Source organism: Enterobacter sp. MG-EB028, assembly GCF_056673305.1.
Map to the genome: position 1 here is coordinate 2059009 of NZ_CP195079.1, position 18053 is coordinate 2077061.

Consider the following 18053-nt stretch of genomic DNA (forward strand, 5'->3'; position numbering starts at 1 on the left):
ACATGTTAAGCATTAAAGATTTACAGGTTAGCGTGGAAGAGAAAGACATCCTGCGCGGTCTCAATTTTGACGTCAAGCCGGGTGAAGTTCACGCCATTATGGGGCCGAACGGCTCCGGGAAAAGTACGCTTTCTGCAACGCTGGCGGGACGTGAAGATTACGAAGTGACTGGCGGTTCGGTCGAATTTAACGGCAAAGATCTGCTGGAGATGTCGCCGGAAGACCGCGCGGGTGAGGGCATCTTTATGGCCTTCCAGTACCCGGTGGAAATTCCGGGCGTCAGCAACCAGTTTTTCCTCCAGACGGCGCTGAATGCGGTGCGCAAGTATCGCGGCCAGGAGGCACTGGATCGCTTCGACTTCCAGGATCTGATGGAAGAGAAGATCAAGCTGCTGAAAATGCCGGAAGACCTGCTGACCCGCTCGGTCAACGTTGGCTTTTCCGGCGGCGAGAAAAAGCGTAACGACATCCTGCAGATGGCGGTGCTGGAGCCCGAGCTGTGCATTCTGGATGAGACCGACTCCGGTCTGGATATCGACGCCCTGAAGATTGTCGCCGACGGGGTGAACGCCCTGCGCGACGGCAAGCGTTCATTCATAATCGTCACCCACTACCAGCGCATTCTGGACTATATCAAGCCGGACTACGTGCACGTGCTTTACCAGGGACGCATTGTGAAATCCGGTGATTTTACGCTGGTTAAACAACTGGAGGAGCAGGGTTATGGCTGGCTTACCGAACAGCAGTAATGCACTCCAGCAGTGGCACAGGCTGTTTGAGGCGCAGGGTAATACGCGCTCCGAGCAGGCGCAGCAGCATCTCCAGCAGATGCTGCGTCTCGGCCTGCCGACGCGCAAGCATGAGAACTGGAAATACACCCCGCTCGACGGCCTGCTGAACGGCGAGTTTGTGACGCGCCTGGCGGAGATCGACCCGGCCCGGCGTGACGCTCTGGCGCTGACGGTGGATGCGGTGCGTCTGGTCTTTGTCGACGGCGTCTGGCGCCCTGAACTGAGTGACGACGTTCAGGGGAGCGGGTTCGATATCGTGATTAGCGACGACCGCCAGAGCCTGAGCGCCCCGGTTCAGCCGGAAGTGTTTCTCCACCTGACCGAGAGCCTGGCCCGCAGCGTGACGCATATTCAGGTTAAGCGTAACCAGCGCCCGGCCAAACCGCTGCTTCTGATGCACATCACGCAGGGCGTGGAGGGCGATGAGATCAACACCGCGCACTATCGCCATCACCTTGATCTGGCGGAGGGGGCGGAGGCTACGGTAATCGAACATTACGTCAGCCTCAACGAGACCCGCCACTTTACCGGGTCGCGGCTGACGATGAACGTCGCCGCAAATGCGCAGCTTCACCACATTAAGCTGGCGTTTGAGAATCCGCAGAGCCACCATTTTGCCCATAACGATATAGCGCTGGGTCAGGATGCCGCGGCGTACAGCCACAGCTTTCTGCTCGGCAGCGCGGTGCTGCGCCACAACACCAGTACGCAGCTTAACGGTGAAAACACCACGCTGCGCATCAACAGCCTGGCGATGCCGGTCAAATCAGAAGTGTGCGACACGCGCACCTGGCTTGAGCACAACAAGGGCTACTGCAACAGCCGCCAGCTGCATAAAACCATTGTCAGCGATAAAGGGCGGGCGGTGTTTAACGGCCTGATTAATGTGGCCCAGCACGCCATTAAAACTGACGGGCAGATGACCAACAACAATCTGCTGTTGGGGCGCCTGGCGGAGGTGGACACCAAACCGCAGCTGGAGATCTACGCTGATGACGTGAAATGCAGTCACGGCGCGACGGTCGGGCGGATTGACGACGAACAGATGTTTTACCTGCGTTCCCGCGGCATCGACCGGCAGGCGGCGCAGAAAATGATTATCTACGCCTTTGCGGCGGAGCTTACGGAAGCGCTACACGATGGCGTATTGAAGCAGCAGGTGCTGGCCCGCATTGGTCAGCGTCTGCCCGGAGGCGAAGCATGAGTTTTCCCGTAGAGAAAGTGCGGGCCGACTTCCCGGTTCTGACCCGTGAAGTGAACGGCCTGCCGCTGGCCTATCTCGACAGCGCGGCCAGCGCGCAGAAACCGAATCAGGTGGTGGATGCGGAAGCCGAGTTCTACCGCCATGGTTATGCTGCGGTGCACCGGGGTATCCATACCCTGAGCGCCGAAGCGACCCAGCGCATGGAGAACGTGCGCACGCAGGTGGCCGCTTTCCTCAATGCACGTTCGCCTGAAGAGCTGGTCTTCGTGCGCGGAACCACTGAAGGGATCAACCTTGTCGCCAACAGCTGGGGCAACGCGCAGGTCCACGCGGGGGATAACATCGTCATCACCCAGATGGAGCACCACGCCAATATTGTGCCGTGGCAGATGCTCTGCGAGCGTGTCGGCGCACAGCTGCGGGTCATTCCGCTGAATGAGGACGGCACGCTGCAGCTTGAGCAGCTTGACACGCTGCTGGACGATAAAACGCGGCTGGTGGCGGTCACACAGGTCTCTAACGTGCTGGGCACCGAAAACCCGGTGGCAGAGATTATCGCAAAAGCCCATCAGGCCGGTGCGAAGGTGTTGATTGACGGCGCGCAGGCGGTAATGCACCACGCGGTGGATGTGCAGGCGCTGGACTGCGATTTCTACGTATTCTCCGGGCATAAGCTCTATGGTCCAACCGGCATCGGCGTGCTGTATGTGAAAGAGGACATTCTGCAGGCGATGCCGCCGTGGGAAGGCGGCGGATCGATGATTGCCACCGTAAGCCTTTCGGAAGGGACAACCTATGCCCGTGCGCCGTGGCGTTTTGAGGCGGGTACCCCCAACACCGGCGGGATTATCGGCCTGGGGGCGGCGGTGTCTTACGTTTCCGCAATCGGCCTGGACGCCATCCAGGAGTACGAACAGCTGCTGATGCACTACGCGCTGCAGGAGCTTGCCAGCGTGCCGGATCTAGCCCTGTATGGCCCGGCCGACCGCCAGGGCGTGATTGCGTTTAACCTTGGGAAACACCACGCCTATGACGTGGGCAGCTTCCTTGATAACTACGGCGTGGCCGTCCGTACCGGGCACCACTGCGCCATGCCGCTGATGGCCTTTTACCAGGTACCGGCAATGTGCCGCGCGTCGCTGGTGATGTATAACACAATGGAAGAGGTCGACAGGCTGGTGGCGGGGCTTAAGCGCATTCACCAGCTGCTGGGCTAACGAAGAGGCAAAAGATGGCAGAACTGCCGGACAGAGATAAATTGCTGCGCAACTTTGGGCGCTGCGCAAACTGGGAAGAGAAGTACCTTTATATCATCGAGCTGGGGCAGCGTCTGCCGCCGCTCGGCGAAGAGGCGCATAACCCGGAAAACATTATTCAGGGCTGCCAGAGCCAGGTGTGGATTGTGATGGAGCAGTCTGACGACGGCACTATCGCACTGCACGGCGACAGCGATGCGGCCATTGTAAAAGGGCTGATTGCGGTGGTCTTTATTCTTTACCACCGGATGTCGGCGCAGGATATCGTTGCGTTCGATGTCCGCCCGTGGTTTGAAAAAATGGCCCTGACCCAACACCTCACCCCGTCCCGTTCCCAGGGGCTGGAAGCGATGATTCGCGCCATTCGCGCCAAAGCTGCAATCCTTAGCTAGACTTACAGAACAGCATTCATTCTGTTTCGCGAGGTGGTTCCCGCCTCGCTGGTTTTTCAGCTTTCTGGCGTCCTGCCAGTGAATAAGGAATCTCAGCATGAAGCGCGCGTCTCTAATAACTCTATTACTCGTCAGTTCGCTCGGTACGTTTAATTCGGCCCGCGCGATGGACTATCCGTTGCCGCCCGCAGGCAGTCGCCTGATTGGGCAAAATCAAACCTACACGATACAGGAAGGGGATAATAAGCTTCAGACCATCGCCCGTCGGTTTAATACGGCGGCGCAGGTGATCCTTGAAACGAACAATACCATTGCGCCGGTAAACCCGGCACCGGGTACCGTTATCACGATTCCGTCGCAGATGCTGCTGCCGGATACCCCGCGCGAGGGCATTGTGGTGAATCTCGCTGAGCTCCGGCTCTACTACTTCCCGCCGGGAGAAAATATTGTCCAGGTCTACCCGCTCGGCATCGGACAGCTGGGGCTGGAAACGCCGGTGAGCACCACCCGCGTAAGTCAAAAAATCCCTAATCCAACCTGGACGCCAACGGCGGGCATCAGAGCCCGTTCGCTGGCACAGGGTATTAAATTGCCTCCGGTCGTCCCGGCCGGGCCAAATAACCCGCTGGGGCGCTACGCGCTGCGTTTGGGTATTGGTAATGGGGAATATCTTATTCACGGCACCAGCGCGCCGGACAGCGTAGGCCTGCGCGTCAGTTCCGGCTGCATGCGTATGAACGCCCCGGATATTAAAGCCCTGTTCGAACAGGTACGGGTTGGCACGCGGGTACAAATTATCAATGAGCCGGTGAAGTTCTCGGTTGAGCCGGACGGGAAGCGTTATATTGAGGTTCACCGTCCGCTGGCGCAGGTGGAGGGCGAGAACCCGCAGATTTCGCCCATTAACCACTCCGCAGAGTTTGCGACCTTTGTGTCTCAAGCCGGAAGCGACAAAGCGCTTATTGATAAAGCGCTGGCACGCCGCGCGGGGATCCCGGTTGTCGTATCCGCGGGTAGCGGCCCGTCGGCCAGCAATAGCGTGCTGTCGGTACAGAACAGTCGGGTGTCGGCTGCGGTAGCTGAAGAGGAAGGGGAGAAGGTAACGCAGTAGTCGTTTGACGCAGGCAAAAAAAATGGCGCACAATGTGCGCCATTTTATTAACAGGTACTATTACTTACGGTATTTAGTAGCCTGGTTGTCCAGACGCTGGTTAGCGCGAGCTGCGTCGTCTTTAGCAGCCTGAACGTCGGAACGCATTGCGTTCACGTCGTTGCTCAGCTGGTCAACTTTAGCGTTCAGAGTCTGAACGTCAGAAGACAGCTGATCGATTTTAGCGTTGCTGGAGCAACCAGCCAGCAGAGTAGAACCCAGGATTACCGCGCCCAGTACCAGTTTAGTACGATTCATTATTAATACCCTCTAGATTGAGTTAATCTCCATGTAGCGTTACAAGTATTACACAAACTTTTTTGGGTTGAGAATATTTTTTTGATGGGAATACGCCTATTTTTGATCGTTCGCTCAAAGAAGCATCGAATCAGCCCTTTTTGAGTAAAAAGCTATGTAAAAAAAGGCATTTTTCATCGGATTCATCTTAGATAATTCGCAATTAAATAGAAAAACCCGATTTGCTTTTTGAATGAATTTGGCTAATGACGGTAATAAAAAAAGCGCCTATTGGGCGCTTTTTATCAAAACTAATTCGTTCCTGAATTATTACAGCACGTGAACGGAGGCCGTATTGGTCGTTCCGCTTGGTACCAGCGCACCAGAAACCATCACAACAACGTCGCCTTTCTGCGCCAGACCGCTTTCCAGAGCCAGTGCTTTACCCTGAATGTAGAAATCGTCAGTAGAGGCGATCTCTTTGACCAGGTGCGCAACCACGCCTTTGCTCAGCACCAGCTGACGTGCGGTGGTTTCGTTGGTGGTCAGGGCCAGGATGGTGGCATCCGGGAAGTATTTACGTACTGCGCGCGCAGATTTACCGCCCTGGGTCGCTACCACAATCAGTGGTGCTTCCAGTTTCTCAGCGGTTTCTACTGCACCGCGGCATACTGCTTCGGTGATGCGCAGCTTGCGGCTGTCGTTGTTGAAGTCCAGACGGCTTGTCATCACGCGGTCAGTACGTTCGCAGATGGTTGCCATGATGCCGACCGCTTCCAGAGGATATTTCCCTTTCGCGGATTCACCGGACAGCATCACTGCATCGGTACCGTCGAGGATGGCGTTCGCCACGTCACCTGCTTCAGCGCGGGTAGGGCGTGGGTTTTTGATCATGGAGTCCAGCATCTGCGTTGCGGTGATAACCACTTTACGCGCGCGAACACACTTCTCGATCATCATCTTCTGCGCGAAGATCACTTCTTCAACCGGGATTTCAACGCCCAGGTCGCCACGTGCAACCATGATGCCGTCAGATGCTTCAAGGATTTCGTCGAAGTTGTTCAGGCCTTCCTGGTTTTCAATTTTGGAGATGATCTGGATCTTCTCGCCGCCGTGCGCTTTCAGGTGCTCACGAATTTCAACCACGTCGGAACGCTTACGGATGAAGGACGCCGCAACGAAGTCAACGCCTTGTTCGCAGCCGAAGATCAGGTCCTGTTTGTCTTTCTCAGCCAGTGCCGGCAGTGCGATGGAAACGCCCGGCAGGTTAACGCCTTTGTTTTCGCCCAGGTCGCCGTTGTTCAGCACTTTACAGATAACCTTGTTGCCTTCGATAGCGGTCACTTCCATACCGATCAAACCATCGTCGACCAGCACGGTGTTACCCACGGAGAGATCGCTGGTGAAGCCTTCATAGGTTACCGCAACGATTTCGCTGTTACCGACAACGGATTTATCGGTAGTGAAGGTGAAGGTCTGGCCCGCTTTCAGAGAAACGTCGTTACCGCCTTCCAGTTTGATGGTACGGATTTCCGGACCTTTAGTATCCAGCAGAATAGCGGCTTTTTTGCCAGTCTTGCTCATCACGTTGCGCAAGTTCTGGATACGCTGACCGTGCTCAGCATAGTCACCGTGGGAGAAGTTCAGACGCATCACGTTCATGCCGGCGTCCAGCATTTTGCTCAGCATCTCTTCGGATTCGGTTTTCGGGCCGATAGTACAAACAATTTTCGTCTTTTTCATGACAGTCTTAGTCTTTAAGTTGGGAAGGATATGGAAATCTCGCTCCGGGGGCGCACCGCCGCGGAGTCAAACCTGTGTTGCAAAAGAGTATATGACACGCACTAAGGATAGGAGACATCAAATGAGCGTGCAGAAGAAAGTGTGCCTGAGTGTCAGCCCAACGAAGGAGAGGAGAAGTTGTACGTTGTTTTTTGTATTCCAAGCGCTGAAACCATTCACCAGGGATTTGGCGCGCATTATACGCTGATTTTAAGATAAAAGGAAAATGGATACGGCGTTTCAGAATTAATCAATGCCGTTTCACATAATATTGTTATCAAGGCGTTAAGCCATGATGACAACTTTTGGCGGCAGGCGTTTGACCTGCCGCATTTTGCTTATTTTTGCAGCGCCTGACTGAGGTCGGCAATCAGGTCTTTCGGATCTTCAATGCCCACCGACAGTCGAATCAGCTGCGGCACAATGCCGTTTGCCAGGCGTTGTTCCAGCGGAATCGAGGCGTGCGTCATGCTGTAGGGCTGGCTCACCAGGCTCTCTACGCCGCCCAGGCTTTCCGCGAGGGTGAACAACTTCAGGTTGCGAATCACCTCTGTGGCGCGTTGCGCATCGCCTTTTACCACGACGGAAATCATCCCGCCAGGCAGGGCCATCTGCGTGCGGGCAAGCTGATATTGTGGATGCGATTCCAGCCCGGGATAGAACACCTTTTCAACCAGAGGATGCTGCTCCAGCCATTGCGCAATCGCCAGCGCGTTGCTGCTGTGCTTTTCTACCCTCAACGCAAGCGTGCGGATACCGCGCAGGGTCAGGAAGCTGCTAAAGGGATCCAGGACGCCACCGACCGCATTTTGCAGGTAGCCAAGCCGGTCCGCCAGTACCGGGTTATCACCCACCACCGCCAGCCCGGCCACCACGTCCGAGTGGCCGTTGAGGTATTTAGTGGCGGAGTGCACCACGATATCGAAACCCGACGCCAGAGGGCGGTGGATCGCCGGCGACGCGAAGGTGTTATCCGCCACGCTGATGACGTTATGGCGCCGCGCGATAGCGGCAATGGCCGCCAGGTCCGCCAGCTTCAGCAGCGGGTTGGTCGGCGTTTCCACCCACACCATGCGCGTGTCCGGGCGAATGGCGGCCTCAAGCCCCGCTAAATCGTCAGGCTTAACCCAGCTGACCTGCAGGCCGGTGCTGCGCTTGCGCACGTTTTCAATCAGGCGGTACGTCCCGCCGTAAACGTCGTCAATGGCGACGATATGGCTGTCTTTGTCCAGCAGTTCGAGCACCGTGGAGATGGCGGCGAGACCGGAAGCAAAGGCGTAACCGCGCGTGCCGCCTTCAAGTTCAGCGATAGCGGTTTCCAGCGCGTGGCGGGTAGGGTTGCCGCTGCGGGAATACTCATAGCCGGTATGCTCGCCGGGTGACGGTTGCGCAAACGTCGAGGTGGCGTAAATCGGCGGCATGACGGCGCCGTGCTGGTCGTTGAACGCGCCGCTGTGGACGCTCAGAGTTGCCAGGTTTTTCATCGTTTATTCCTTTATTGCTGTAGACGATTGCGCCACGCGGTCAGAACGTCGCTGCGCGTAATCAGGCCGAGAAAACGGTCATTGTCGTTAATCACGGCCACCAGACCGCGGTCGAAGATGGCGTGCAGGGCGCTCTCCGGGGCGCGTTTGTCGAGGAATTCCACCTGACGCGTCATGGCTGCCGTCACCGGAAGGGCAAAGCGGTCGCCGTCACCGCCGATATGCCGCAGCAGATCCCACTCGTCGATAATGCCCACCACCTTGCCGTCCTCAAGGACCGGCAACTGGGAGATGTCATACAGGCGCATGCGTGCCAGTACGGTGGAAAGCGTGTCGTCCGGAGCGGCGGTGACGGTGGCGCCTTCATCGTGTCGCAGGGCGATGTAGTCGGAGAGATCGCCCGCCTGAGGGCGCGTGAAAAGCCCCTGCTGGCGCATCCACTCGTCGTTGAACATCTTCGAGAGATACTTATTGCCGCTGTCACAGGCGAAGGTCACCACGCGTTTCGGTGCGGTTTGTGCCTGGCAGTATTTCAGCGCGGCCGCCAGCAGCGTGCCGCTGGAGGAGCCCGCCAGAATGCCTTCCGTTTTCAGCAGATCGCGCGCGGTGGTGAAGGCTTCGCGGTCGGTGATGCGCCAGGCGCGATTCACCCCTTCGATGTGAGCCAGCGGAGGAATAAAGTCCTCTCCAATGCCCTCAACCAGCCAGGAGCCCGCGTCGTGGTAGCGTCCGGTTTCCACCTGGTCGGCGAGAACCGACCCGGCGGGGTCTGCCAGGACAAACTCCGTGTGTGGAGAGTGCTCGGCAAACCACGCCTGCAGGCCGCCGAGCGTCCCGCCTGAGCCGACGCCGACCACGATGGCGTCGATCCTGCCGTCAAGCTGCTCAAACAGCTCCGGTGCCGTGGTGGTGCGGTGCGCAAGCGGGTTGGCTTCGTTATTGAACTGGTCGATGTAAAACGCGCCGGGCAGCTCGTTAGCCAGACGCCGGGCGTAATCCTGGTAATAGGCGGGGTGGCCCTTGTTGACGTCGGAGCGGGTCAGCACCACCTGGGCACCCAGCGCGCGCAGGTGGAAAATCTTCTCGCGGCTCATTTTGTCCGGCACCACCAGGATCAGCGAGTAGCCTTTCTGGGCGGCGATCAGGGCCAGGCCCAGACCGGTATTCCCCGCCGTTGCTTCAATAATCGTGCCGCCCGGCTGCAGCTGACCGGTGCGCTCCGCTTCGTTAATCATCGACAGCGCAACGCGATCCTTGATAGAGCCGCCCGGGTTCTGGTTTTCCAGCTTCAGGAACAGCGAGCAGGGACCGGTATCAAGCTTATGCAATTGGATAAGCGGGGTACGACCAATCAGTTCAGTGACGGAGTGATAAATCGTCATGATGTTTTCCTTTCTGGATGTCATGACGGGATGATAGAGCGGTGAAATTTTCGCAATAAAGAACCATTCACTGCCGTTTAGAACGGAATGGAATATAAATGTTTTTTTTGGATGGCAGGACAGCAAGACGTAAAGTTGTCTGGAAGTGAGGATGGCTATATCCGCATAAAATGCTGCAAAAATGACCGTTTTTTTAGCCAGTCAGCCAGCTGATATGCGTCTGACAGATAATTATTGCTGAAATTGGTCTAAATGCTTTCGACCCTCTAAATCCGCTGTTTATTACCTCAGGTTATAACACATGCTTTTTTGTTCATTTAAAAGCTGATAACGCCTGTTTACTATCTTTTGGACATCCATACTGCTAAACCGCCAAGGGCGGATCGGATAACGAATAAGAATGATCGTACTCAGGAATATTTCGAAGGTTTTCGACAACGGAAAGGTCGCGCTGACTGCCGTTGATAACGTCAATTTGACGATAGAGCAGGGACAGATTTACGGCATTATCGGCTACAGCGGCGCCGGGAAAAGCACGCTGATTCGTCTGCTGAACGGTCTGGAAAAACCCAGCGCCGGAAGCGTCACAATTAACGGGCAGGATATCTCTGCGGCAAAAGGTGAAGCGCTGCGTCAGGCGCGTCTGAAAATCAGCATGGTGTTCCAGCACTTCAACCTGCTGTGGTCGCGCACGGTGAGCGAGAACATCGCTTTCTCGATGCAAATCGCCGGTGTGCCAAAAGCCCGGATTAAGGCGCGCGTGGCCGAGTTGGTGGATCTGGTTGGCCTGAAGGGGCGTGAGCATGCGTATCCGTCGCAGCTGAGCGGCGGGCAAAAGCAGCGCGTGGGTATTGCGCGTGCTTTGGCTAACAACCCTGATGTGCTGCTCTGCGATGAAGCCACGTCCGCGCTCGACCCGCAGACCACCGATCAGATCCTCGATCTGCTGCTGGACATTAACCGTCGCTTCAAACTCACCATCGTGTTGATCACGCACGAGATGCACGTTGTGCGCAAAATCTGCGACCGCGTGGCGGTGATGGAGAACGGTAAAGTCGTGGAGGAGGGCGACGTGCTGAGCGTCTTTACCCATCCGCAGCAGCCGATTACGCAGCAGTTTGTCCGCCAGGTGAGCCAGTACGCTGAGGAAGAAACCTTCAATACCGAACTGGCAAACGATCTGGAAGGCACGGTCATCAGGCTGACCTTTACCGGGCACAGCACCCATAAGCCGATCGTGGGTGAACTAACCCTGCGCTACGGCCTGCCGTTTAACATCCTGCACGGGAAAATGACCCAAACCGCCCACGGCGTGTTTGGCCAGCTCTGGGTGCACGTGGTGGCATCCGACGAACAACTGAACAATATCCTCGCCGACCTGCAGCACAGCGATATTGAAGGCGAGGTGATTAAACATGGCTGAGAATCTCTTTCCGCATCTCAAGTGGGATCAACTCTGGGCGGCAACGCTGGAGACGCTTTACATGACCGCGCTTTCCGGCGTAGCGACTTTTGTGCTGGGCATCGTGCTGGGCCTGGCGCTGTTTTTAACCGCGCGCGGCGGGCTGTTCCACAACCGCACGGTTTACAGCGTGATTTCGATTGTGGTGAACGTGTTCCGCTCTATTCCGTTCATCATTTTGATTGTCCTGCTGATCCCTTTCACCAAGACCATCGTCGGCACCATTCTTGGCGCCAACGCGGCGCTGCCAGCGCTGATTGTGGGCGCCGCACCGTTCTACGCACGCCTGGTGGAGATCGCCCTGCGTGAAGTGGACAAAGGCGTTATAGAAGCAACGCGCTCGATGGGCGCACGACTGAGCACGTTAGTGTTTCGGGTTTTGCTGCCGGAATCATCACCTGCACTGGTATCAGGCATAACGGTGACGCTCATTGCGCTGGTGAGCTACAGCGCGATGGCGGGGGTGATTGGCGCCGGCGGTTTGGGAAATCTGGCTTATCTGGAAGGATTCCAGCGCAACCATGGTGACGTCACGCTGGTGGCAACGGTGACCATTCTGATCATCGTTTTCATTATCCAGTTCTGCGGCGATGTCATTACATCACTGTTAGATAAACGCTAATACCCGTCATATTTCGAGCCTCAGGCGCGTTGGCTGCATTCGTTCACCCCAGTCACTTACTGTATGTAAGCTCCTGGGGATTCGCTCACTTGCCGCCTTCCTGTGACTCGAACTATTTAGGGTAACAACAACACACAGGAACCACATCATGAAAAAGACACTGACGCTGATTGCCGCCGTAACCCTGAGCGCCCTGAGCTTCGCCTCCTGGGCCGACACTCTGACCGTGGGCGCGTCCAACACGCCGCACGCCGAAATTCTGGAGCAGGCCAAGCCAATTCTGGCGAAGCAGGGTATCGACCTGGAGATCAAACCGTTCCAGGACTACATTCTGCCCAATACCGCGCTGGCGGGACATGACATTGACGCCAACTATTTCCAGCATATTCCTTACCTGAACAGCGTGCTGAAAGATCACGCGGGCGATAAAGACTATGACTTTGTCAGTGCGGGCGCGATCCACATTGAGCCCATCGGCATCTACTCCAAAAAATACAAATCGCTGAAGGACCTGCCGGAAGGCGGCAAGATCATCATGCGTGATGCGGTTTCCGAAGAAGGCCGTATTCTCTCCATCTTCGAAAAAGAGGGCGTGATCAAGCTGAAGCCGGGCATCGATAAAGTGACCGCGCGCATCAGCGATATCGTCGAGAACCCGAAAAAGCTGAAGTTCACGCCAAACGTTGAAGCCTCTCTGCTGCCGCAGATGTACAACAACGACGAAGGCGACGCGGTGGTGATTAACGCCAACTACGCGATTGACGCCGGTCTGGACCCGGTTCATGACCCGATTGCGGTCGAGAGTGGTGAAAACAACCCGTACGCCAACATCATTACCGTGCATCGCGGCGACGAGAAGAAGAAAGACATTGTCGCGCTGGTGAACGTGCTGCACTCCAAAGAGATTCAGGACTGGATCCGCACCAAATACAAAGGCGCGGTCATTCCCGTAAACAACTAATTACCTGATTTTCAAGATGAAGCCCGGCGAGTATCTCGCCGGGCTTCTTTTTTGTATCCGGCAGGAGAATCATTTAAGCTCAACGTTTAACAGGCAATGGAGTGATGACGATGGGTAACGTGACCAAAGATGAAGCGCTGTACCAGGAGATGTGCCGGGTGGTCGGGAAGGTGGTGCTTGAGATGCGTGATTTAGGGCAGGAGCCAAAGCATATTGTCATTGCCGGAGTCCTGCGAACCGCGCTGGCGAACCAGCGCGTTAAACGCAGTGAGTTGACGACCGAAGCGATGGAAACGGTGGTTAAAGCGCTGGCCGGGTAAGGCGCCAGCGTTTCGCAAGCTGCTCGAGCGCGCAGCAGAGCAGGTAGTAGACCACGCCCGTAAAGATAAAAATGGCCGCCGGGTAGATTTGCACCCGGTTGTTGACCTGGCCCGCTACGGTGGTCAGTTCCGGGACGTTCACGATAAACGCCAGCGACGTATCCTTCAGCAGGCTGATAAATATCCCCACCAGAGACGGCAGAATATTGCGCATTACCTGCGGGAGCAGCACGCGCCACAGGGTTTGCCGCGTGCTGAACCCCTGGGTCAGTGCCGCTTCATATTGCCCGGCGGGCAACGCGTTTAGCCCGGCGAGAACCGAATGCATGACCGATGCCGCCGTGAACCAGGCCAGCGCCAGCGTGACGGTAAGCGCCCCCGGCAGATCGCCGCCGGTCATCAGCGGCAGCAGATACCACATCCAGAAAATCACAAAGATGAGCGGAATACCGCGTATCAACTCTGCCCATAAAAACAGCGCCTTACGCCCAGGTCCGGGATAGCGCCACGCGGCGCACGCCAGCGCAATACCGCCGGGCAAAGCAAGTATGGCGGCACCCGCGGCCATCAGCAGCGAGAGCAACACGCCTCCGGGCTCACCCGCAGCGGCACGTCCCCACAGCAGATAATCCAGGTTATCAGCAATCACGTTAAATCCGGCAATCATGCTGAGCCCTCCCTGCGCGGGGGCCGAGTCGCGTCAGTAGCGTACCCATCACAACGCCGGTAAGCAGATACAGTGCGGTTCCCACGGTAAAGGCCTCCAGCGCGTGCGCGTTGTAGCTTTCGATCTGCCGCACCTGACAGGTGAGTTCGGCAAAGCCAATTCCGCTGGCGAGGGAGGAGAGCTTCATCAGGTTGAGATACTGACCAACGACAGGCTGCCAGGCGTTCGCCAATCCTTGCGGCAGCAGAATGTAGCGAAATAACCGCCAGGCAGAAAACCCCTGCGCCAGCGCCGCTTCCCGCTGTCCGCCGGGGACGGAACGCAGCCCGGACTCAATCTCCTCAATTAAAAATGCTGAGGTGAACACGCCCAGCCCCCAGGCAGAACATAAAAATTCAGGGGTGAACCACCAGACGTCACCGGGCAGAATCGACCAGGCGTGATCGGCATTCACGACGTCCTTAAGCCCGAGCGGCAGGCCGTTCCAGGCGGCGAAGTACCAGAACAGGAGCTGCACAAGCAGCGGCGTGTTGCGAAACAGCGAGACCCAGCCGCTGACGACGGCATGACCAAACCGTCCTGCGGAGAGGCGAAGAAGCAGAAACAACAGCGCTAGCAGGGTGGCAAGCGCCACTCCCGCAAGCGTGGCCCACAGCGTGGTGAGAAAACCGGATAATATCCACTGCAGGGGCTGCCCGGTCAGCACGCCCTGCCAGTCGAACGCGTGCATTACAGCGGCTCCTGGTGAAGCGGGTCGAGCACTTTTTGCAGGAACCGCCGCGCACGCGGATGTGACGGCTGGCTGAAAAACTGTGCCGGCGGAGCGGTTTCCAGAATTTGCCCGCCGTCGATAAAGACGATCCGGTCAGCAATCTCCCGGGCAAACTGCATCTCGTGGGTCACCACAATCATGGTGATCCCGCTGTGGGCGAGGGCCTTCATCACGTACAGCACTTCGCCAATCATCTCCGGATCCAGCGCGGAGGTGGGCTCATCGAACAAAATGATTTGCGGCGACGAGGCCAACGCGCGAGCAATCGCCACGCGCTGCTGCTGGCCGCCGGAGAGTTGCGCGGGAAAGTGGTGGGCTTTATCAAGCATGCCGACTTTTTCCAGCAGTGCCAGGGCGCGCGCCTGGGCAGGCTGCGGCTTCCAGCCGTGCACGTGCTCCAGTGCCAGGGTAATGTTCTGGCTGGCGGTGAGGTGGGCGTAAAGATTGAACTGCTGGAAAACAAAACCGACGCGGCTGCGTAACTGGCGCAGGGCCGCAGCTGCAAGTCGGGCGGTGGGTTTGTTATCAATCAGAATGTCGCCGTCACTGAGGGTTTCAAGCTGGTTGATAAGACGGATCAACGTCGATTTACCTGAACCGGATGGACCGAGGATTGCCACCACTTCACCCGGAGAGATGCTGAGGTTAATGCCTTTTAATACCTCGTGGTCGCCGTAACGTTTAACGACGTCACGAAACTCGACACTGGCGTGTTCCAGATGTGAAAAATCCGCGGCGCTGGCCGCGGAGTGTGAAAATAAACCTGAGAGCATATTACTGAGCTTCTATTTTAAAGGCGCGAGGCTGTGGGGCGGGGGTGTTTGGGCCAAACCAGACATCGTAGATTTTTGCCGCCTGACCGTTCTTCTCAAGATTAACCAGCTCGTCGTTGACGGCCTTCAGCAGCTCAGCTTCGCCTTTTTTCACCCCAACGCCAATCTCTTCCTTGCTGAGCAGATCGGGGAGGATTTTAAAGTTCGCTTTATCCGGGGCCTGTGCCAGCAGGCCTGCAAGAATAGTGCTGTCCTGGGTGATGGCCTGCACGTTGCCGTTGCGCAGTGCCGTCAGCGCCAGAGGAATATCATCATAAGAAAGCACGCGAGACTGCGGGAAACGCTGGTGCAGCGCCTGCTCACCCGTTGTCCCTTTCACTGCACCAATGCGCGCCCGGCTATAGTCATCAAGCTTGTCCGATGATTTAGCCGGAACCAGAAACTGTTGTCCGGTCACGAAATAGGGGGTGGAGAAATCAATCACCTGCGCGCGTTCCGGGGTGATGGTGATATCCGCCACAATCAGATCCGCTTTACCGGACTGAAGCAGTGGAATTCGGTTCGCCGGATTGGTGGCAACCAGCTCAAGCTTCACGCCGAGTGATTGCGCCAGCGCTTTGGCGAAGTCCACGTCATAACCCACGATCTCGTGCGTTTTGGCATCAATAGAGCCAAACGGCGGGTTGGCGTCAAACGTGGCCACTTTCACCACCCCTGCGGCCTTAATATCCGCCAGCCGATCGGCCTGTGCTTGTGCTGAAAGCAGGCTGCCCGCCGCCAGTAATCCCAGAACCAGTGTCCGTTTGGTAAACCCTTTCATGTTTGCTGCCATAGTCATTCGCCATCCCGTTGTTTTTGTTTTACCCCGCTACGCTCCCATAAGCGAAAGCTATCACCAAATAAGAAATCGTTCTTTGCTATGAGAAAAAAAGCATTAGTGAACAGGGTGTTATGAACAGGTAAATAAAAGGGAAGGCTATTTGCAGATACTGCACATGAACAGTCGATATTGGTATTTCCCCCGCGCCAAATTTGAGTGTTTAACTTAGATCAGGTGAAGCAAGAGGAGTAAAGACGATGAAAAAATGGATCAGCACGTTACGGCGGTTTTTTGCGACCCGACCCGCGAATGCGGAGAACAGCGCGCAGCGTGTTCTTGAGTCGATACTGCCTGTTGCCAGCCTGTATGGCGTGGACGTTGCCACCATCGACCCGGAGTGGTTCCATGATAAAACGTCACGCTGAACTGCGCCGCACGCGCGAAATGTACTGGAATGAGCTGTGCGTGCTGCATGTAAAGCAGGGATGAACGGAAAAATACGCGGGCAAATCCTCGGTAAACCATAGCCGTTTTGTTACCAATATCTCCTTTCTCAGAGGGAGATGATAATGAAACGGACAGTATTAACCCCGGCACTTTCTGCCACCGCACTACTTTTTGCCATGCAGGCGGCACACGCTGCGCCACAGGCGCATGTCGTCTGCGGTTACTCCCACACGCTCGGCGACGATGCCATTATGATGTACGGCATGCCCAACGAGGCTATGCTGCACGATTTTTTTGGCAACGTGCAAACGGATGCCTTCTCCAGCCGTGAATCGCTGCGTAGAGATGAAAAGACCACCTGCGATAACAAAGCAGACAGCTCGGCCTACTGGGCACCCTCTCTGAGATTGCCTGACGGAACGGTGGTTAAACCTGCCTATCAAAAAACCTATTATCAGGCATCGAACGTGTACGCCTGGCCGCTGCACCCATTCCCGGCGGGGCTGTCGCTGCTGGCGGGCGATCATCACGGCACCGCGCCGAATCCACATATCACCTTCCTGTGCGCTAACGGCAATGGCTACACCACCAAAACGGGTGAGGTCTGCGGCTTACGCAAGGCGAACGATGCTGTGCAGTTTAATATCGGCATTCAGTTTCCGAACTGTTGGGACGGGGTAAACCTGAAGCCCGCCCACGGTCTTGTCAACGCCACCTACGACACCAAAGGGCAGTGCCCGTCCGATTTCCCGGTGAAAATTCCCACCGTGAACATGAACATTGCGTACGTGCTCCCGACAATTAGCTCGCTCGATACCAGCAAAGCGCAGCTTTCCCTCGACCCCATCATGCACGGCGACGAGCGTGAAGAGCGATGGGGAAGCCTGTATACGGCGCATGCTGACTTTATGAACGGCTGGACGGAAGACGCCGCGCGCTTTATGACTGACATGTGTATGAATCGCGGGCTGGATTGTGGCACTACCGTTCCGTATGGTTATTCAAAAGCGAAAGCCAACGTCTGGCTCAGCAGCCTGGAGCCAGCGCTTTCCCAGCCCGATCCCCAGGCCCTGCTGGTGCAGGATAACTGGCAGAACGGCGGACGCACGAGAAACAGCGAAACGCTGTCGCTGGTGAAGTTCCATATTCCGCCGCTGCCTGCCGGACAAGATCCTGCGCAGTTTAAATACCGCGTGCGGATTTATGGCGGGAAAGTGGAAACCAACGGCGCGGATCAAATCTTCTTCTATCCGGCAAGCAACGACTGGGATCCGGCCAGCGTGAGCTGGCAGTCGCGGCCAGCCTGTAACTACCGTTCGGATGCGGTGCTTTACCTTAACCACTCCCGCGAATACCGGATGGTGGACGTGGATAAAGCGGTGCGCAAGGCGCTGGCAGAAGGGAAAACCGAGATTTCGTGGTACATCGGCGGCGATCGTCAGGGCAATCACTACCAGTTTGAGACGGCAGCATCCCCACAAAGCCTGATCCTCATGCTGACCGGCTTTAGCAAAACGCCGGAGATCTGATC

General features: G+C 56.6%; 20 protein-coding genes. 11 read left to right on the forward strand and 9 right to left on the reverse strand.

The genetic code is table 11. From position 1 onward, the window contains the following. Positions 1-2: 2 nt before the first annotated feature. The 5 genes from sufC (at position 3) to ldtE (ending at position 4754) form a co-directional block, all read left to right on the forward strand. The gene (gene sufC, locus ACR42C_RS09790; protein ID WP_116340441.1) at positions 3-749 is read left to right on the forward strand and encodes a Fe-S cluster assembly ATPase SufC; all 747 of its coding nucleotides are present in this window, start codon (positions 3-5) and stop codon (positions 747-749) included. After that, positions 724-1995: a Fe-S cluster assembly protein SufD gene (gene sufD / locus ACR42C_RS09795; RefSeq protein WP_479985055.1), complete on the forward strand. Its 1272-nt coding sequence runs from the start codon at positions 724-726 to the stop codon at positions 1993-1995. The genes sufC and sufD overlap by 26 nt, the downstream gene beginning before the upstream one ends. Continuing rightward, on the forward strand, positions 1992-3212 hold the full coding sequence (gene sufS / locus ACR42C_RS09800) for a cysteine desulfurase SufS (RefSeq protein ID WP_479985056.1): 1221 nt from the start codon (positions 1992-1994) through the stop codon (positions 3210-3212). The genes sufD and sufS overlap by 4 nt, the downstream gene beginning before the upstream one ends. Before the next feature lie 14 nt (positions 3213-3226). Beyond that, positions 3227-3643, forward strand: a complete 417-nt coding sequence (gene sufE, locus ACR42C_RS09805; RefSeq protein WP_028012869.1) for a cysteine desulfuration protein SufE — start codon at positions 3227-3229, stop codon at positions 3641-3643. Positions 3644-3740: 97 nt separating this feature from the next. Further along, the gene (gene ldtE, locus ACR42C_RS09810) at positions 3741-4754 is read left to right on the forward strand and encodes a L,D-transpeptidase LdtE (protein ID WP_116340435.1); all 1014 of its coding nucleotides are present in this window, start codon (positions 3741-3743) and stop codon (positions 4752-4754) included. 60 nt (positions 4755-4814) lie between these two features. Here the strand turns inward: ldtE and lpp are convergent, their stop codons facing one another. The 5 genes from lpp to ACR42C_RS09835 form a co-directional block, all read right to left on the reverse strand. After that, positions 4815-5051, reverse strand: coding sequence for a murein lipoprotein Lpp (lpp, locus tag ACR42C_RS09815; RefSeq protein ID WP_001082307.1), 237 nt, complete (start codon positions 5049-5051; stop codon positions 4815-4817). A gap of 309 nt (positions 5052-5360) precedes the next feature. Next, a complete protein-coding gene (pykF, locus tag ACR42C_RS09820) occupies positions 5361-6773 on the reverse strand; it encodes a pyruvate kinase PykF (protein WP_045284943.1) in 1413 nt (470 codons plus the stop codon). 7 nt (positions 6774-6780) lie between these two features. Continuing rightward, positions 6781-6975 (reverse strand): protein YnhH, encoded by a 195-nt coding sequence (gene ynhH, locus ACR42C_RS09825; protein ID WP_420094870.1) that lies wholly within the window; start codon positions 6973-6975, stop codon positions 6781-6783. Between the two features lie 175 nt (positions 6976-7150). Further along, positions 7151-8296, reverse strand: a complete 1146-nt coding sequence (locus tag ACR42C_RS09830; protein WP_479985057.1) for a trans-sulfuration enzyme family protein — start codon at positions 8294-8296, stop codon at positions 7151-7153. Between the two features lie 11 nt (positions 8297-8307). After that, on the reverse strand, positions 8308-9678 hold the full coding sequence (locus tag ACR42C_RS09835; protein WP_479985058.1) for a pyridoxal-phosphate dependent enzyme: 1371 nt from the start codon (positions 9676-9678) through the stop codon (positions 8308-8310). Positions 9679-10078: 400 nt separating this feature from the next. Between ACR42C_RS09835 and ACR42C_RS09840 the strand changes: the two genes are divergently transcribed. The 4 genes from ACR42C_RS09840 to fumD all read left to right on the forward strand — a co-directional run bounded on the left by ACR42C_RS09840 (position 10079) and on the right by fumD (position 13043). Next, entirely contained in the window at positions 10079-11101 is a 1023-nt protein-coding gene (locus ACR42C_RS09840) for a methionine ABC transporter ATP-binding protein (RefSeq protein WP_316378968.1), read from the forward strand. Beyond that, positions 11094-11762 (forward strand): methionine ABC transporter permease, encoded by a 669-nt coding sequence (locus ACR42C_RS09845; RefSeq protein ID WP_028017271.1) that lies wholly within the window; start codon positions 11094-11096, stop codon positions 11760-11762. Before ACR42C_RS09840 ends, ACR42C_RS09845 begins: the two co-directional genes overlap by 8 nt. A 148-nt stretch (positions 11763-11910) precedes the next feature. Beyond that, positions 11911-12723 (forward strand): MetQ/NlpA family ABC transporter substrate-binding protein, encoded by an 813-nt coding sequence (locus ACR42C_RS09850; protein WP_479985059.1) that lies wholly within the window; start codon positions 11911-11913, stop codon positions 12721-12723. A gap of 110 nt (positions 12724-12833) precedes the next feature. After that, positions 12834-13043 carry a fumarate hydratase FumD gene (fumD, locus tag ACR42C_RS09855; RefSeq protein ID WP_008500615.1) on the forward strand — a complete coding sequence of 70 codons (210 nt, stop codon included), beginning with the start codon at positions 12834-12836 and terminating at the stop codon, positions 13041-13043. On the opposite strand, the gene ACR42C_RS09860 is transcribed toward fumD, so the two are convergent. From ACR42C_RS09860 to ACR42C_RS09875, 4 genes are read right to left on the reverse strand one after another with little or no spacing between them, the layout of a single operon-like run. Beyond that, entirely contained in the window at positions 13024-13710 is a 687-nt protein-coding gene (locus ACR42C_RS09860) for an amino acid ABC transporter permease (RefSeq protein WP_479985060.1), read from the reverse strand. The two genes, fumD and ACR42C_RS09860, sit on opposite strands and share 20 nt — an antisense overlap. Continuing rightward, positions 13694-14440 carry an amino acid ABC transporter permease gene (locus ACR42C_RS09865; RefSeq protein ID WP_479985061.1) on the reverse strand — a complete coding sequence of 249 codons (747 nt, stop codon included), beginning with the start codon at positions 14438-14440 and terminating at the stop codon, positions 13694-13696. Before ACR42C_RS09865 ends, ACR42C_RS09860 begins: the two co-directional genes overlap by 17 nt. Next, complete coding sequence (locus tag ACR42C_RS09870) at positions 14440-15255, reverse strand: amino acid ABC transporter ATP-binding protein (RefSeq protein ID WP_479985062.1); 816 nt, start codon at positions 15253-15255, stop codon at positions 14440-14442. Before ACR42C_RS09870 ends, ACR42C_RS09865 begins: the two co-directional genes overlap by 1 nt. 1 nt (position 15256) lies before the next feature. Then, complete coding sequence (locus ACR42C_RS09875; RefSeq protein ID WP_479985187.1) at positions 15257-16087, reverse strand: ABC transporter substrate-binding protein; 831 nt, start codon at positions 16085-16087, stop codon at positions 15257-15259. A 245-nt stretch (positions 16088-16332) separates the two neighbouring features. Here ACR42C_RS09875 and ACR42C_RS09880 point away from each other — a divergent pair, with 245 nt between their 5' ends. Together ACR42C_RS09880 and ACR42C_RS09885 are read left to right on the forward strand one after the other, a co-directional pair. Then, the gene (locus ACR42C_RS09880) at positions 16333-16500 is read left to right on the forward strand and encodes a hypothetical protein (protein WP_479985063.1); all 168 of its coding nucleotides are present in this window, start codon (positions 16333-16335) and stop codon (positions 16498-16500) included. Positions 16501-16644: 144 nt separating this feature from the next. Next, positions 16645-18051, forward strand: coding sequence for a DUF1996 domain-containing protein (locus ACR42C_RS09885; protein WP_479985064.1), 1407 nt, complete (start codon positions 16645-16647; stop codon positions 18049-18051). Positions 18052-18053 lie beyond the last annotated feature (2 nt).

Excerpts from the sequence above, each read along its gene's own strand:
- sufC (WP_116340441.1), top strand. The coding sequence starts at position 3 with ATGTTAAGCATTAAAGATTTACAGGTTAGCGTGGAAGAGAAAGACATC.
- ACR42C_RS09875 (WP_479985187.1), bottom strand. The coding sequence starts at position 16,087 with ATGGCAGCAAACATGAAAGGGTTTACCAAACGGACACTGGTTCTGGGA.
- sufD (WP_479985055.1), top strand. The coding sequence starts at position 724 with ATGGCTGGCTTACCGAACAGCAGTAATGCACTCCAGCAGTGGCACAGG.
- ACR42C_RS09860 (WP_479985060.1), bottom strand. The coding sequence starts at position 13,710 with ATGATTGCCGGATTTAACGTGATTGCTGATAACCTGGATTATCTGCTG.
- ACR42C_RS09880 (WP_479985063.1), top strand. The coding sequence starts at position 16,333 with ATGAAAAAATGGATCAGCACGTTACGGCGGTTTTTTGCGACCCGACCC.
- ACR42C_RS09865 (WP_479985061.1), bottom strand. The coding sequence starts at position 14,440 with ATGCACGCGTTCGACTGGCAGGGCGTGCTGACCGGGCAGCCCCTGCAG.
- ACR42C_RS09840 (WP_316378968.1), top strand. The coding sequence starts at position 10,079 with ATGATCGTACTCAGGAATATTTCGAAGGTTTTCGACAACGGAAAGGTC.
- pykF (WP_045284943.1), bottom strand. The coding sequence starts at position 6,773 with ATGAAAAAGACGAAAATTGTTTGTACTATCGGCCCGAAAACCGAATCC.
- fumD (WP_008500615.1), top strand. The coding sequence starts at position 12,834 with ATGGGTAACGTGACCAAAGATGAAGCGCTGTACCAGGAGATGTGCCGG.
- sufS (WP_479985056.1), top strand. The coding sequence starts at position 1,992 with ATGAGTTTTCCCGTAGAGAAAGTGCGGGCCGACTTCCCGGTTCTGACC.
- ldtE (WP_116340435.1), top strand. The coding sequence starts at position 3,741 with ATGAAGCGCGCGTCTCTAATAACTCTATTACTCGTCAGTTCGCTCGGT.
- lpp (WP_001082307.1), bottom strand. The coding sequence starts at position 5,051 with ATGAATCGTACTAAACTGGTACTGGGCGCGGTAATCCTGGGTTCTACT.
- sufE (WP_028012869.1), top strand. The coding sequence starts at position 3,227 with ATGGCAGAACTGCCGGACAGAGATAAATTGCTGCGCAACTTTGGGCGC.
- ACR42C_RS09885 (WP_479985064.1), top strand. The coding sequence starts at position 16,645 with ATGAAACGGACAGTATTAACCCCGGCACTTTCTGCCACCGCACTACTT.
- ACR42C_RS09835 (WP_479985058.1), bottom strand. The coding sequence starts at position 9,678 with ATGACGATTTATCACTCCGTCACTGAACTGATTGGTCGTACCCCGCTT.
- ACR42C_RS09850 (WP_479985059.1), top strand. The coding sequence starts at position 11,911 with ATGAAAAAGACACTGACGCTGATTGCCGCCGTAACCCTGAGCGCCCTG.
- ACR42C_RS09845 (WP_028017271.1), top strand. The coding sequence starts at position 11,094 with ATGGCTGAGAATCTCTTTCCGCATCTCAAGTGGGATCAACTCTGGGCG.
- ACR42C_RS09830 (WP_479985057.1), bottom strand. The coding sequence starts at position 8,296 with ATGAAAAACCTGGCAACTCTGAGCGTCCACAGCGGCGCGTTCAACGAC.
- ACR42C_RS09870 (WP_479985062.1), bottom strand. The coding sequence starts at position 15,255 with ATGCTCTCAGGTTTATTTTCACACTCCGCGGCCAGCGCCGCGGATTTT.